This is a genomic window from Ferrimonas balearica DSM 9799, assembly GCF_000148645.1.
GTDB lineage: Bacteria > Pseudomonadota > Gammaproteobacteria > Enterobacterales > Shewanellaceae > Ferrimonas > Ferrimonas balearica.
Genome location: NC_014541.1, coordinates 2,898,172 through 2,912,743 on the forward strand (window position 1 = coordinate 2,898,172; position 14,572 = coordinate 2,912,743).

General features: G+C 58.4%; 13 protein-coding genes and 3 tRNA genes. 4 read left to right on the plus strand and 12 right to left on the minus strand.

The genetic code is table 11. The features are described 5' to 3' along the window. Positions 1-3: 3 nt before the first annotated feature. The 7 genes from lon to FBAL_RS13370 all read right to left on the minus strand — a co-directional run bounded on the left by lon (position 4) and on the right by FBAL_RS13370 (position 6,363). Positions 4-2,361, minus strand: coding sequence for an endopeptidase La (gene lon, locus FBAL_RS13340; RefSeq protein WP_013346104.1), 2,358 nt, complete (start codon positions 2,359-2,361; stop codon positions 4-6). A 129-nt stretch (positions 2,362-2,490) separates the two neighbouring features. After that, positions 2,491-3,768, minus strand: a complete 1,278-nt coding sequence (gene clpX / locus FBAL_RS13345) for an ATP-dependent protease ATP-binding subunit ClpX (RefSeq protein ID WP_013346105.1) — start codon at positions 3,766-3,768, stop codon at positions 2,491-2,493. A 64-nt stretch (positions 3,769-3,832) separates the two neighbouring features. After that, positions 3,833-4,456 carry an ATP-dependent Clp endopeptidase proteolytic subunit ClpP gene (gene clpP / locus FBAL_RS13350; protein WP_013346106.1) on the minus strand — a complete coding sequence of 208 codons (624 nt, stop codon included), beginning with the start codon at positions 4,454-4,456 and terminating at the stop codon, positions 3,833-3,835. Positions 4,457-4,553: 97 nt separating this feature from the next. Beyond that, on the minus strand, positions 4,554-5,855 hold the full coding sequence (tig, locus tag FBAL_RS13355) for a trigger factor (protein ID WP_013346107.1): 1,302 nt from the start codon (positions 5,853-5,855) through the stop codon (positions 4,554-4,556). Between the two features lie 232 nt (positions 5,856-6,087). Then, a tRNA-His gene (locus tag FBAL_RS13360) sits at positions 6,088-6,163 on the minus strand. Positions 6,164-6,176: 13 nt separating this feature from the next. Further along, positions 6,177-6,253, minus strand: a tRNA-Arg gene (locus tag FBAL_RS13365). Positions 6,254-6,286: 33 nt separating this feature from the next. Next, a tRNA-Pro gene (locus FBAL_RS13370) sits at positions 6,287-6,363 on the minus strand. Positions 6,364-6,650: 287 nt separating this feature from the next. Between FBAL_RS13370 and folD the strand changes: the two genes are divergently transcribed. Next, positions 6,651-7,505, plus strand: a complete 855-nt coding sequence (gene folD / locus FBAL_RS13375; protein WP_013346108.1) for a bifunctional methylenetetrahydrofolate dehydrogenase/methenyltetrahydrofolate cyclohydrolase FolD — start codon at positions 6,651-6,653, stop codon at positions 7,503-7,505. A gap of 54 nt (positions 7,506-7,559) precedes the next feature. Here folD and cysS read toward each other — a convergent pair whose 3' ends face one another. Next, the gene (gene cysS, locus FBAL_RS13380) at positions 7,560-8,942 is read right to left on the minus strand and encodes a cysteine--tRNA ligase (RefSeq protein WP_013346109.1); all 1,383 of its coding nucleotides are present in this window, start codon (positions 8,940-8,942) and stop codon (positions 7,560-7,562) included. 141 nt (positions 8,943-9,083) lie between these two features. Between cysS and FBAL_RS13385 the strand changes: the two genes are divergently transcribed. Together FBAL_RS13385 and FBAL_RS13390 are read left to right on the plus strand one after the other, a co-directional pair. Further along, positions 9,084-9,578, plus strand: coding sequence for a peptidylprolyl isomerase (locus FBAL_RS13385; protein ID WP_013346110.1), 495 nt, complete (start codon positions 9,084-9,086; stop codon positions 9,576-9,578). 4 nt (positions 9,579-9,582) lie between these two features. Continuing rightward, positions 9,583-10,320, plus strand: a complete 738-nt coding sequence (locus FBAL_RS13390; protein ID WP_013346111.1) for a UDP-2,3-diacylglucosamine diphosphatase — start codon at positions 9,583-9,585, stop codon at positions 10,318-10,320. A 4-nt stretch (positions 10,321-10,324) separates the two neighbouring features. On the opposite strand, the gene FBAL_RS13395 is transcribed toward FBAL_RS13390, so the two are convergent. Continuing rightward, positions 10,325-10,984 carry a MiaE family protein gene (locus FBAL_RS13395; protein WP_013346112.1) on the minus strand — a complete coding sequence of 220 codons (660 nt, stop codon included), beginning with the start codon at positions 10,982-10,984 and terminating at the stop codon, positions 10,325-10,327. A gap of 176 nt (positions 10,985-11,160) precedes the next feature. On the opposite strand from FBAL_RS13395, the gene FBAL_RS13400 reads away from it, so the two are divergent. Continuing rightward, complete coding sequence (locus FBAL_RS13400; RefSeq protein WP_013346113.1) at positions 11,161-11,760, plus strand: Yip1 family protein; 600 nt, start codon at positions 11,161-11,163, stop codon at positions 11,758-11,760. A gap of 61 nt (positions 11,761-11,821) precedes the next feature. Here FBAL_RS13400 and purF read toward each other — a convergent pair whose 3' ends face one another. The 3 genes from purF to FBAL_RS13415 form a co-directional block, all read right to left on the minus strand. Continuing rightward, the gene (purF, locus tag FBAL_RS13405; protein ID WP_013346114.1) at positions 11,822-13,336 is read right to left on the minus strand and encodes an amidophosphoribosyltransferase; all 1,515 of its coding nucleotides are present in this window, start codon (positions 13,334-13,336) and stop codon (positions 11,822-11,824) included. A gap of 53 nt (positions 13,337-13,389) precedes the next feature. Beyond that, positions 13,390-13,872, minus strand: a complete 483-nt coding sequence (locus tag FBAL_RS13410; protein WP_041251762.1) for a CvpA family protein — start codon at positions 13,870-13,872, stop codon at positions 13,390-13,392. 129 nt (positions 13,873-14,001) lie between these two features. Further along, positions 14,002-14,571 carry an SPOR domain-containing protein gene (locus tag FBAL_RS13415; RefSeq protein ID WP_013346116.1) on the minus strand — a complete coding sequence of 190 codons (570 nt, stop codon included), beginning with the start codon at positions 14,569-14,571 and terminating at the stop codon, positions 14,002-14,004. Position 14,572 lies beyond the last annotated feature (1 nt).

Here is a 14,572-nt window from a genome sequence, read left to right on the forward strand (position 1 = left end):
TGCTTATTTTGTGGCTTCCACCACTTCAAAACCTTCCGGTGGATGTTCCAGTGCAAGGCTCAGAACTTCATCAATCCAACGAACCGCACGAATATCCAAATCCGCTTTTACGTTATCCGGAATCTCTTCCAAATCACGCTCGTTTTCTTTCGGAATAAGTACCCGTTTAATGCCACCGCGATGGGCCGCCAACAACTTCTCTTTGAGGCCACCAATAGGCAGAACTTCGCCGCGCAGCGTGATTTCACCGGTCATTGCCACATCGGCACGCACCGGGTTACCGGTCAGGCTGGAAACCAGCGCCGTACACATGGCAATACCCGCGGACGGGCCATCTTTGGGGGTCGCCCCTTCCGGCACGTGGACGTGAATATCACGCTTCTCATAGAAGTCACCCGCCACCCGCAGCTTCTCAGCTCGGGCACGCACTACGGTCATTGCCGCCTGAATGGACTCCTGCATCACATCACCGAGTGAACCGGTGTAAGTGAGCTTGCCCTTGCCCGGAACCGAGGTGGTTTCGATGGTCAGCAGGTCGCCGCCCACTTCGGTCCACGCCAGACCGGTCACCTGGCCAATCTGGTTGCTCTCTTCCGCTTTGCCGTAATCGAAGCGCTGAACCCCCAGGAACTCCTTGAGGTTATCGCCGTTGACGACCACCGGCTTATCGGACCGACCCAGCAGGATCTGCTTGACCGCCTTACGGCAGATCTTGGAGATCTCGCGCTCCAGGCTACGCACACCGGCTTCACGGGTGTAGTAACGAATAATGCCGATAATGGCGGACTCTTCCACCACCAGCTCATCCGGCTTAACGCCGTTGCGCTTCAGCTGCTTGGGCAGCAGGTGCTGCAGGGCGATATTCAGTTTTTCATCTTCGGTGTAACCGGACAGACGAATCACTTCCATACGGTCCAGCAGCGGACCCGGGATGGCCATGGAGTTGGAGGTGGCGACGAACATCACGTCGGACAGGTCGTAATCGACCTCCAGGTAATGGTCGTTAAAGGCGCTGTTCTGTTCCGGATCGAGCACTTCCAGCAGGGCAGACGACGGGTCGCCACGCATGTCGGAGCTCATCTTGTCGATTTCATCGAGCAGGAACAGCGGGTTCTTCACCCCGACTTTTGACATCTTCTGGATCAGCTTGCCCGGCATGGAGCCGATGTAGGTACGACGGTGACCGCGGATCTCCGCTTCATCACGCACCCCACCCAGCGCCATACGCACGTACTTACGGCCGGTGGCCTTGGCGATGGACTGACCCAGCGAGGTTTTACCCACACCCGGCGGTCCCACCAGGCACAGAATCGGGCCTTTCAGCTGCTTTACTCGGGCCTGCACGGCAAGGTATTCGAGAATGCGCTCTTTGACCTTGTCCAGGCCAAAGTGGTCGGCATCCAGCACCTCGCTGGCCACGCTCAGGTCTTTTTTGACCTTGGAACGCTTGGCCCAGGGCACGCTCACCATCCAGTCAACGTAGCTGCGCACCACGGTGGCTTCGGCGGACATCGGCGACATCATCTTGAGCTTGTTCAGCTCTGCGACGGTCTTCTCCTTGGCCTCAGTCGGCATGCGGGCTTCGTCGATCTTCTTGCTCAGCGCTTCAAACTCATCCGGCGCGTCATCCAGCTCACCCAGCTCTTTCTGGATCGCCTTCATCTGCTCGTTGAGGTAGTACTCACGCTGGCTCTTTTCCATCTGCTTTTTGACCCGGGTGCGGATCTTCTTCTCCACCTGGAGAATGTCGATCTCGGACTCCATGGTCGCCATCAGATACTCGAGTCGCTCGCCCACATCCACCATCTCAACCACGGCCTGCTTATCGGCCAGTTTGAGCGGCATGTGCGCCGCCATGGTGTCAGCCAGGCGTGCGGCTTCGTCGATGCCGTTCAGGGAGGTCAGCACCTCCGGCGGGATCTTCTTGTTGAGCTTGATGTAGCCTTCAAACTGGCTGATGGCGGTGCGTACCAGCACCTCCTCTTCACGCTCAGGCATCGGCTTGGAGGGCAGGAACTGCGCTTCCGCGACAAAGAACGGGTCCGTCTCCGTCATCTGCTCAATGCGAGCACGCTGGCCACCTTCCACCAGCACCTTAACGGTGCCGTCAGGCAGCTTCAGCAACTGAAGAATGGAAGCGACGGTTCCGACCTGGTAGATGTCGTCCTCGGTGGGATCGTCCTGGTCGGCCTCGCGCTGGGCCACCAGCAGAACCTGCTTCTCCTGTTCCATCGCCGCTTCCAGGCAGCGGATTGACTTTTCTCGACCCACAAAGAGAGGGATCACCATGTGGGGGTAGACCACCACGTCCCTGAGTGGGAGCACAGGAATGACAACGTGGTCAGAACGCTCTAGGGTCATCGCTCGATTCCGTTTTGCTGCAGGATAAATTTGGGAGATACCCAGTATATGGGGCGGGATCTCAAGGATTCAATGAGGTACGAATAAAAAAAGAGGCCCTATTGGCCCCTTTTTCATCAACCACTTCGCTTACTCGGCCGAGGCCGCCTGAGCGTCGCCGTTGTAAATCATCAGCGGTGCGGTTTCGCCCTTGATCACGGATTCGTCCACCACCACCTTGGATACGTCCTGCGCAGAGGGCAGGTCGTACATGGTGTCCAGCAGCACGCCTTCCACGATAGAACGCAGACCACGAGCACCGGTTTTCCGCTCCATCGCCTTGCGGGCAATGGCACGCAGCGCGTCTTCGCGGAACTCCAGCTCAACCCCTTCGAGGTCGAACAGGGCGCCATACTGTTTGGTCAGCGCGTTTTTCGGCTCCTGCAGGATCTGGATAAGGGCATCCTCATCCAGCTCGCCCAGGGTGGCCACCACCGGCAGACGACCGATGAATTCCGGGATCAAACCGTACTTCACCAGATCTTCCGGCTCAACGCGGGCAAAGGTTTCGGTCAGAGACTTACCGTCATCCTTGCTGCGCACTTCCGCGCCGAAACCGATACCGGTGCCGGTAAAGGCACGCTGCTCAATCACCTTATCCAGGCCGGCAAAGGCGCCGCCACAGATAAACAGGATCTTGGAGGTATCCACCTGCAGGAACTCTTGCTGAGGGTGCTTACGGCCGCCCTGAGGCGGTACCGCGGCAACGGTGCCTTCAATCAGCTTCAGCAGCGCCTGCTGCACCCCTTCACCGGACACGTCGCGGGTGATGGAGGGGTTATCAGATTTGCGAGAGATCTTGTCAATCTCATCGATGTAGACGATGCCACGCTGGGCCTTTTCCACGTCGTAATCGCACTTCTGCAGCAGTTTCTGGATGATGTTTTCCACATCTTCACCCACGTAACCGGCTTCGGTCAGGGTGGTGGCATCCGCCATGGTAAACGGCACATCCAGCAGGCGAGCCAAAGTCTCAGCCAGCAGGGTTTTACCGGAACCGGTCGGGCCGATCAGCAGAATGTTGCTCTTGCCCAGTTCCACTTCAGCCTCGTCGCCACCGTGGCGCAGACGCTTGTAGTGGTTGTACACGGCCACGGCCAGTACCTTCTTGGCCTGTTCCTGACCAATGACGTACTCATCCAGGTGAGCACGGATTTCGTGGGGAGTCGGCAAGCGGTCGGAAGCACGCTTGGGCGCCAGCTCCTTCACCTCCTCCCGGATGATGTCGTTGCACAGGTCAACGCACTCATCGCAAATGTAAACGGAGGGGCCGGCAATCAACTTGCGCACTTCGTGCTGGCTCTTTCCGCAGAAAGAACAGTACAGCAGCTTGCTGTTGTCACCGTCACCCTTCTTGATATCACTCATCAACGACCTCGTAGTGCTGGTGCGTTACGGTATATAGAGTCTAAGACAGGCTTCGTGGCTTTGCTTATTCAGCGTCAGCCGCCCGACGGGTCAGCACGGAGTCGACCAGACCGTATTCCACCGCATCGGTAGCGCTCATAAAGTTGTCGCGATCGGTGTCGCGCTCGATCACTTCCATCGGCTGGCCGGTGTGCTCGGCCAACAGCAGGTTGAGCTTGTGCTTGATGCCCAGGATCTCCTGAGCGTGAATGGCGATGTCAGAGGCTTGCCCCTGAAAGCCACCCAGCGGCTGGTGAATCATAACCCGGCTGTTCGGCAGAACGTGACGCTTGCCCTTGGCACCGCCGGCCAACAGGAAGGCGCCCATGCTGGCAGCCTGGCCCATGCACACGGTGCTCACGTCCGGCTTGATAAACTGCATGGTGTCGTAGATGGACATCCCCGCAGTCACCGAACCACCGGGTGAGTTGATGTACAGGTAGATGTCCTTGTCGGGGTTCTCCGACTCAAGGAACAGCAGCTGCGCGACCACAAGGTTCGCCATATGGTCTTCCACCGGACCGGTAAGGAAGATAACCCGCTCTTTAAGCAGACGGGAATAGATGTCATAGGAGCGTTCGCCCTTGGCAGTCTGTTCCACCACCATCGGGATTAGCGCATTCAGGGGAGAATCAAGCAGGTGCTGCATAGTTTTTCCGTCTTCCTAACAAAATGGCTCGCATGAGCGAAACCTCATACGAGCCATTATAAGATTGGCCGAGGCGGCCAAGTCAAATCAACTTCGCTTAGCGTTGTTGATTCATGAACTCGTCAAAGTTCACTTCTTTCTCAGTGACTTTCGCACCAGAAAGGATAGCCTCTACCGCCTGCTCTTCCAGCGCAACATTGCGCATGTTCTGCATCATTTCCTGGTTGCCTTTGTAGTAGTCAACCACTTCCTGCGGATCTTCGTAGGCGGAAGCCATGGAAGCGATCAGCGCTTCAACACGCTCCTCTTCCACTTTCAGGTCCTGAGACTTGATCACTTCACCCAGCAGCAGGCCGATTTGAACGCGACGCTTGGCTTCGTCCTGGAACAGCTCAGCCGGCAGTTCCGGCATGTTGTTGCCCTGCATACCGCCGAAGCGCTGCATGGCCTGCTGACGCAGTACGTTGATTTCAGAGTTGATCAGCGCTTGCGGCATGTCGATGTCGTTGGCCTTAACCAGACCGTCGATAACCTGCTGCTTAACGGCGTTTTTCAGGGCTTGAGTCAGCTCACGCTCCATGTTCTTACGAACTTCGGCGCGCAGCGCTTCAACGCCGCCTTCGGCGATGCCGAACTTAACCACGAACTCGTCGTTCAGTTCCGGCAGAACCTGCTCTTCAACGCTGGTCAGTTTGATGGCGAACTGAGCGGCTTTGCCTTTCAGGTTCTCAGCGTGGTACTCCTCAGGGAAGGTCACGTCGATGGTGAACTCGTCACCCGCTTTGTGGCCTTTAACACCCTCTTCGAAGCCCGGGATCATGCGGCCAGAGCCGATAACCAGGTCAAAACCTTCGGCTTTGCCGCCTTCGAACTCTTCGCCGTCGATGGAACCGGTGAAGTCGATCTTGGCGCGGTCGTTGTCGCCCGCTTCGCGGTCAACGGCTTTGAACTCAGCGTGTTGCTTACGCAGGGTTTCCAGCATGGCGTCAACGTCAGCGTCGTTCACTTCGCAGGTCGGCTTTTCCACTTCGATGGCGTCCAGACCCTGCAGCTCTACTTCCGGGTAAACTTCGAAAGTGGCGGCGAATTCCAGATCAGCACCCTCTTCGTTTTTCAGGGGCTCGAACTTCGGCATGCCGGCCGGGTTGATCTTCTGCTCAACGATGGCCTGGAAGAAGCTCTGCTGCATCACGTCACCCATTACCTGGGCGCGGATGGAGGCGCCGAAGCGCTTTTTGAATACAGAAACCGGCACTTTGCCCGGGCGGAAACCATCCAGGCGCACGCGCTTGGCTTCTTTCTTCATCTCTTCCTGCACCTTGGGCTCAAAATCGGCAGCCGCGACGGTGATGGTCATGCGGCGTTCCAGGCCCTGGGTGGTTTCAACAGAAACTTGCATTTCGTTACCTCAAGTACTCGATATTCTTGTGCACACCAGCGGACCCTCCGCTGGCTGAAAAAATCCGGCCTCAGTCGCTCGGCGCCGAACAAAACTGAGGAAAAATCGGCGTCCACGCCGGGATCAAGACGCGCCATTATAGCGACAGCGCAGAAGGGAGTCGAGACGGGGTTGGGGAGAGAATGAGCAACGAAAAAGGGGAGACGCGATCTGCGTCTCCCCTTTAGAAGGATGGGGTGGCTGACGGGACTTGAACCCGCGACAACCGGAATCACAATCCGGGACTCTACCAACTGAGCTACAGCCACCACTGTTTTTGCATGGCACGCCCGGCAGGACTCGAACCTGCGGCCAGCTGCTTAGAAGGCAGCTGCTCTATCCAGCTGAGCTACGGGCGCAGAAACAGGGTTTACCTTGCGTACCTTAAAAAGTGGTCGGTGAAGAGGGATTCGAACCCCCGACCCTCTGGTCCCAAACCAGATGCGCTACCAAGCTGCGCTATTCACCGACTAGTTCTGTTGTTCTCGGCCCTCAACAGGAGGGTCGCCCTCTGGTCCGCTCATTCCCAAAACCTGGGATGCGTTCCAGTCCGCGCTATTCACCGACTGTCGCCTTGAAGCTATGTGCCTCTCAACGGGGGCGCATATTAGCGCCGCCCCCCGGAGTCGTCAAACCTTTTTTCCACCTGTAAGACTGATTGTCCAAAGGTTACACAACCTTAGGGCTGTCCCCTGTGACAGAGTTGGCAAGCATTGGTAAAATGTCGCCGCCATCACATTTCAGACAGAGTATTTCATGTCCGCTGCCATCATCGACGGCAAAGCCATTGCCGCGTCAATTCGCCAAACCATCCAAGCCTCCGTCGCCGAGCGGGTCAGTCAGGGCCTTCGCGCGCCAGGTCTGGCCGTGATTCTGGTGGGGCAGGATCCCGCTTCCCAAGTGTATGTGGGGAACAAGCGTCGCGCCTGTGAGCAGGTGGGCTTTGTTTCCAAAAGCTACGACCTGCCCGCAACCACTGGGGAAACCGAGCTCCTGAGCCTGATCGACAGCCTGAATGACGACGCGACCATCGACGGCATTCTGGTGCAACTGCCGCTGCCGGGCCACATCGACAGCGCCAAGGTGATTGAACGGATCCAGCCAAACAAGGATGTGGACGGCTTTCACCCCTACAACGTCGGTCGCCTTGCCCAACGCATCCCGGTACTGCGTCCCTGCACGCCGATGGGGATCATGACCCTGATCGAATCCACCGGCGTGCCCACCCATGGCCTGCACGCAGTGGTGGTCGGCGCATCCAACATTGTTGGTCGCCCGATGACCCTCGAACTGCTGCTGGCCGGCTGCACCACCACCACCTGCCACCGCTTTACCGAGAACCTGCGTGCCGAGGTGGAGCGCGCCGACCTGCTGGTGGTGGCGGTGGGCAAACCCCACTTTATTCCGGGTGACTGGGTGAAGCCGGGCGCCATCGTAATCGATGTCGGCATCAACCGACTGGACAATGGCAGCCTGGTGGGTGACGTCGATTACGCCGTGGCAGCGGAACGGGCGGCCCACATTACTCCGGTGCCCGGTGGCGTCGGCCCGATGACCATCGCCAGCCTGCTGCAGAACACCCTGTTCGCCTGCGAGCAGTACCACAGCTGAGCGGTTCAGGCACAAAAAAGCCCGCCAATGCGGGCTTTTTTTATTGGGGCTCGATTACTTGCGGCGCCAGCTGGTGCCACCGGCACCGTCTTCCAGCACGATGCCCATGGCGGTCAGCTCATCACGGGCCGCATCCGCCGCTGCCCAGTCTTTGCTGGCACGGGCGTCATTACGGGCCTTGATAAGGCCCTCAATCTTAGCCACTTCGTCGTCGTCACCACCGCCCTGCAGGAAGGCTTCCGGCGCTTGCTCCAGCAAGCCCATAACGCCACCCAGATAACGCATCAGGCCAGCCAGCTGGGCGGCCTGCTCGGATTCGCCATCCTCTTTGGTGATGTTGAGCTCACGGGCCAGGTCAAACAGCACCGGCAACGCTTCAGCGGTATTGAAGTCGTCGTTCATTGCCGCCTGGAAGCGAGCCACGTGGTCGTTATCCAGGTTCAGCTCAGTGGCCGGAGTCACACCACGCAATGCGGTGTAGAGGCGCTCCAGCGCCGCATGGGCCTGGTTGAGGTTCTCCTCGGAGTAGTTCAACTGGCTGCGGTAGTGGCTGGACAGCAGGAAGTAACGCACGGACTCGGCCTGGTACTGCTTCAGCACTTCGCGAATGGTGAAGAAGTTGTTCAGAGACTTGGACATCTTCTCTTTGTTCACCTGCACCATGCCGGAGTGAACCCAGTAGTTCACGTAGTTGGTGTCATGCGCACAGCAACTCTGCGCCACTTCATTCTCGTGGTGCGGGAACATCAGGTCGGAACCACCGCCGTGAATGTCAAACACCTTACCCAGGTGCTTACCGTTCATGGCAGAACATTCAATGTGCCAACCGGGACGGCCTTCACCCCAGGGGGAGGTCCAGCTCGGCTCACCCGGCTTGGCGCTCTTCCACAGAGCGAAGTCCATCGGGTTGCGCTTGCTTTCGTCCACCTCAACACGGGCACCGGACTGCAGCTGCTCCAGATCCTGGCGGGACAGCTTGCCGTAGTCGTCGAAGGTTTTCACTTCGAACCACACGTCGCCCGCATCGGTGACGTAGGCGTGGCCTTTGTTCACCAGGGTCTGGATGATGTCGATGATCTCAGCCATATGGCCGGTCACGGTGGGTTCGATGTCGGGACGCAGCAGGTTCAGTGCATCAAAGTCCTGGTACATCGCTTCGGTAAAGCGGGCCACCAGCGCTTCGCAGCTTTCGTTGTTTTCTGCGGCACGACGGATGATCTTGTCATCCACATCGGTGATGTTGCGAACGTAGGTTACGTCCAGACCCTGGCTGCGCAGGTAGCGCACCATGGTGTCAAACGCCACGTAGGTTCGGGCATGGCCGATGTGACAGTAGTCATAGATGGTTACCCCGCACACATACATGCCCACTTTGCCGGGCTGGATGGGTTTGAATGCCTCTTTCTGTCGGGTCAGGGTATTGAATATCTGCAACATCGTAGTACTCGGTATTGGCAATGCCTTGGTGGCCAAAACAAAGGAGCTAGTCTAACACGTAAGATACGGCTTCCGGCGAGCTTTTTCCCGGCGCGCCGATCCGATAGAATTTGCCTGAATATCCCAAAAGAGAACGCACCCATGGTGACACTGCACACTAACTTCGGCGCCATCAAACTGGCGCTGGATGCCGAAAAAGCCCCGAAAACCGTAGCCAACTTCATCGAGTACGCTAACGAAGGCTTCTACGATGGCACCATCTTCCACCGCGTCATTGACGGGTTCATGATCCAGGGCGGCGGTTTTGACGCCCAGATGCAACAGAAGCCCACCAAGGGCGGTATCCAGAACGAAGCCAGCAACGGCCTGTCCAACAAGACCGGTACCATTGCCATGGCCCGTACTCCGGATCCGCACTCTGCCACCGCGCAGTTCTTCATCAACGTGAACGACAACAACTTCCTGGATTTCAAAAACGAATCCATGCAGGGCTTTGGCTACTGCGTATTTGGCGAAGTGGTTGAAGGTATGGACGTGGTTAACGCCATCAAGGGCGTGAGCACTGGCAACCACGGTATGCACCAAGATGTCCCGCTGGAAGCCGTGGTCATCGAGAAAGTCACCGTTGAAGCCTGATACGATGACTCAGAGGGCCGCCGTCAGCGGCCCTCGTACCCTGATCATCGGGGACCTGCACCTCTCCCCTACCCGCCCGGACATCACCCAGGCGTTTCTCCGTTTTCTCGACAATGAACTGGACGGCGCTGACGCGCTCTATATCGTCGGAGACCTGTTCGAAGCCTGGATTGGCGATGACGATGTCACTGACTTCACCCAGTCCATTGCAGAGCAGCTCAAGCGCGCCAGTGCCAAGCTGTCCATCTACTTTTGCCACGGTAACCGCGACTTCCTGCTTGGCCCCCGCTTTGCGCAGCGCTGCGGCATGAGTCTGCTGCCGGAACCCGAAGTGCTTGAGCTGTACGGGAAAACCACCCTGATCCTGCATGGCGACAGCCTCTGCACCGAAGATCGCGAATACCAGAAGTTTCGCCGCCTGCGCAATCGCCCCTGGTTCCGCTTGCTGGTGCTGTCACTGCCGCTGTCGCTGCGTCGCGGCCTGGCCCGTCGGGCCCGGGCACGCAGTAAGATGCACACCCAGATGAAAGACGCCCGCATTATGGATGTCAGTCCCAAAGCGGTGGACAGCCTGATGGAGAGATACGGCGCCCGTCGCCTGATCCACGGCCACACTCATCGTCCCGCCATCCATGACCTGCCACAGCAGCGTCAGCGACTGGTGGTCGGCGATTGGTACAGCCAGGACAGCGTTCTGGTGATCACCCCCAACGACGCCACTCTGGAAAGCCGGGCACTCTGAATCCCTAAGCCGGGACTCCGCTGTGAAAGCGCAGCTGCGGGTCCGGGCTTGTTATCAACGCCGCTTCCGCCTTCCCCAGCACCCTGACTCTCGGCGCAATCGGTGCTTCACTGAACTGTTCTGCCAGCGCCAGGTAGTCCTGATAGTGACGCGCCTCCGAGCGCAGCAGCGAGTGATAGAAACGCGCCAGTTCCTCATCGACGTGGGGCATCAGGGCCGCAAAGCGCTCACAGCTTCTTGCTTCGATATAAGCACCGATGATCAATCGGTCCACCAGCGCTTCTGGCTCCCGTTTGCGGGCCTTCGCCAACAGCCCGGTGGCATAGCGGGAGGCGGACACCGCGCCATAGTGGATGCCGCGCGCCTGCATGATCGCCAGCACCTGCTCAAAATGGTGTAACTCCTCCCGCACCAGCAGGAACAGCTTATCCACCATCTCCGATTTGCCGGTCAGCACCGGCGCCTGGGGCCGATTGGCCAGCAACGCCTGCTCAGGCACGGCATCGTAGCGGCGCATCAACCGCACCGCCGTCTGCGCCGCTTTGAGTTCGCAGTTGCAGTGGTCTATCAGCAACAGGGCGGGGTCAGCCACGGCGGCAGTCAGCCAGGCCTGGGGGGTGGGGCAATGCAAAAAGCGGTGGATGGGTTCCAACAGGGCGCTCACGGGGACTCCTTTTCACACGAGCGGGGCAATCTTTCCGCGCAGTATACCGAAAGTTCACGGTCACAAGTGCTTGACTCCCCCGACACATTCACCAATAACTAAAAGGCGAGCAGTAGTTGTACCGTCTGAAGTGACTGACGAAAACGCACAGTGACGTAAAGGGAAGGACTATAACTATGATTCTCAATCATTTATGGGGTTTGTACGCCCACCCGAAACAGGAGTGGAAGAGCATTGAGCGCAGCCATGAGGGCTTCTCCGCCAGCTTAATCCACATCATGATCATCGCGTTGATCCCGGCCATCTGCGGTTATTTTGCGACCGCGCACATCGGCTGGAGCATCGGAGCGGGTGATCCCATCCGCCTGACCCAGGCCAGCGCGCTGAAGATCGCCGTTGCCATGTACGCGGCGCTGATTGGCGGGGTGTTTGCTCTGGCCTATCTGGCCAACTGGATGGCCAAAACCTTTGGCGCAAAACCGGATTTCTCGCAGGCGCTGGAACTGGCCGCTTACACCGCCACCCCGCTGTTTATGGTTGGCTTCGCCGCTCTCTATCCGGAACTGTGGTTCCTGATGTTGGCGGGTCTGGCTGGGGTCAGCTATTCGGTCTACCTGCTCTACTCCGGGGTGCCGATCCTGATGAACATTCCGGAAGAGCGGGGCTTTATCTACGCCAGCTCGCTGGTGACCTGCGGCCTGGTGCTGCTGGTAGCCATCATGGCGGCCTCAGTGATTCTGTGGAGTTACGGCTTCGGGCCCGCTTACATGGGCTAACCGATAAGCGACCATAAAAAAACGCGCCAACCGGCGCGTTTTTTGTGCGTCACCATCCCGGTCAGGGGTGGCAGACGTTGTGGATCTCCAGGTTGGTGCCCTGCTCCGCATCCCGCTGGGTCTTGGCAATGTCATTGCGAGACGCATTGAGGCGGTCCAGGTAGGCCTGGTCAACGTCATTGGTGACGTAGCGGCCATTAAACACCGAGGTTTCGAAGTGCTGGATCCCTTCGTTGCCTTCACGCACGGCGGCTTCCAGATCCGGCAGGTCCTGGAAGATCAGGCCATCGGCACCGATAAGCTCACGGATCTCCTCAACGTCACGGCCATAGCCAATCAGCTCGTTCGGGCTGGGCATGTCGATACCGTACACATTGGGGAAGCGGATCTCCGGGGCGGCAGAGGCGAAATACACCTTCTTGGCACCACTTTCCCGGGCCATGTCGATGATCTGCTGGGAGGTGGTCCCCCGCACAATGGAATCATCCACCAGCAGCACGTTCTTACCTTTGAACTCATCGCTGATCGGGTTCAGCTTCCGGCGCACCGATTTCTTACGCTCGTTCTGGCCCGGCATGATAAAGGTACGGCCGATGTAGCGGTTCTTCACAAAACCCTGGCGGTACGGCAGTTCCAGTTCGTTGGCGATCTGCAGTGCGATGTCGCAGGAGGTCTCCGGGATTGGGATCACCACATCGATGTCGTGGTCTTCCCATTCGCGGGCAATCTTGGCGCCCAGCTTACGGCCCATGTTGACGCGACTGGCGTACACGGAGATGCCATCCAGCATGGAGTCCGGACGGGCAAAGTAAACGAATTCGAAGATGCAGGGCGCGTACTGCGGCGAATCGGCGCACTGCTGGGTGAACAGCTGACCTTCGAAATCAATGAAGATCGCCTCCCCCGGTGCCACATCGCGCATGCGGGTAAAGCCGACTGCATCCAGTGCCACACTCTCAGACGCCACCATGTATTCAGTGCCACGCTCGGTCTCCTTACGACCCAGCACCAACGGACGGATGCCGTTAGGGTCGCGGAACGCCAGCATGCCCTGGCCAACCACCAGTGCCACCGCAGCGTAAGCACCACGCACCTGACGATGCAGGTTGCGTACGGCGGAGAAGATGTCGTCGGAGGTGAGCTGCTGGCCCGGGATCATCTGCAGTTCGTGCGCCAGCACGTTCAGCATCAGCTCGGAGTCAGAGGTGGTGTTGATATGGCGACGCATGCTGCGCATGGCGTCCTTGAGCTCATCCGCGTTGGTGAGGTTACCGTTGTGGGCAAGGGTGATGCCGAACGGTGAGTTCACGTAAAACGGCTGAGCTTCGGAAGCGCTGGAGCTGCCAGCAGTAGGGTAGCGCACGTGGCCGATGCCATTGGTGCCCTGAAGACGGTGCATGTGCTTAATTTCAAAGACGTCCTTTACAAGGCCATTAGCCTTGCGCAGGCGGAAGGCGTCTCCGTCTACGGTCACAATACCGGCAGCGTCCTGGCCGCGGTGTTGCAGCACAGTCAGGGCATCATAGATGACCTGGTTGACCGGATAGTGACCGACGATTCCGACGATACCACACATTATTGAGAGTCCTCACAAAGGTCGATGTTCTATATAGGGCTTGTTGTTATTTATTAGGCTCGGAAGCTGGAGGATTGCTCCAGATAATCAAAGAACCACTGGATCACCACGCCGAACTCAGGGATCAGCACGGAATCCGTCCACCACTCGGCGTCCGAGGCGCCGGTAAAGGAGTCCAGGAAAAACAGGACAGCGGCAACAACCAGCACACCACGGAGCGCGCCAAAGCAAGCCCCCAGTACCCGGTCGGTGCCGGACAAACCGGTTTTATCCACCAGTTGACCGACAAGGTAGTTCACCAGCGCCCCGAGGATCAGTGTGCACACAAACAGGATGGCAATCGCCGCCCCTTTGCGCATCATCGGGTCACTGAGTTGAGTCAGGTACACCGCCAAGTCTTCGTAGAAATGGCTGGCAATGAAAAAGGCCGCTACCCATACCACCAGCGACATGGCCTCGCGGGCAAAGCCGCGGATAAGGCTGATCACGATAGAGAGGCCGATGACGGCCAGTATCGCGTAGTCAAACCACACCATGGTCACACGTTATTCCTTCCAATGTTGTAATGCGCGGCGATCCTACCAGAACCTCCGCGCTTTCTCACTACCCCAGCCCCATCGATGCTGACCCGGCAAACGGACAGCAAAAAGCCCGCATAGCGGGCTTTACATCTGGAGTGGATCGTATTGCACCAACTGGCTCTGCAGGCCGAGGTCTTTGGCCAGGCGACTCTGCTGCTGCTTCAGCTTATCCTGGGACACCTCCGGGCCAACATAGACCACAGTGATCTCACCGTTGACCGGCTTGCTCGGCACCGTATAGGCGCGGTAGCCCTTGTCCCGCAGGTTCTTAACCAACCGGGCAACGTTACCTGCATCGCGGAAGCTGCCCAGGCGGATGGCCCAGCCAGCCTGCTTGGGCTCAGCGGGAGCAGGCTTAGCCTTCGGCGCCTCAAGCGCTGCCGTCTGCACCACCACACTCTCCTGCTTCGCCGCCGCTTCCGGAGTCGGCTCATCTTCAGTCAGCGCCGCCACTTCGCTGGGCGTGCCCTCTTCAATCGGCGCAAACGCCTCGTCAGGCGCCCCACCGGTAGCCACGCTGGGACGCAGGGGGATGGTGGCAAAATGCTCTTCGACCGACGCTTTCTCACCGTTCAGAAGATCCGGCAGGAACAAGACGCCCAATGCGGTCAGTACCACGATTCCCACAATACGATTGTGCAGCTGTTTGGCCAAA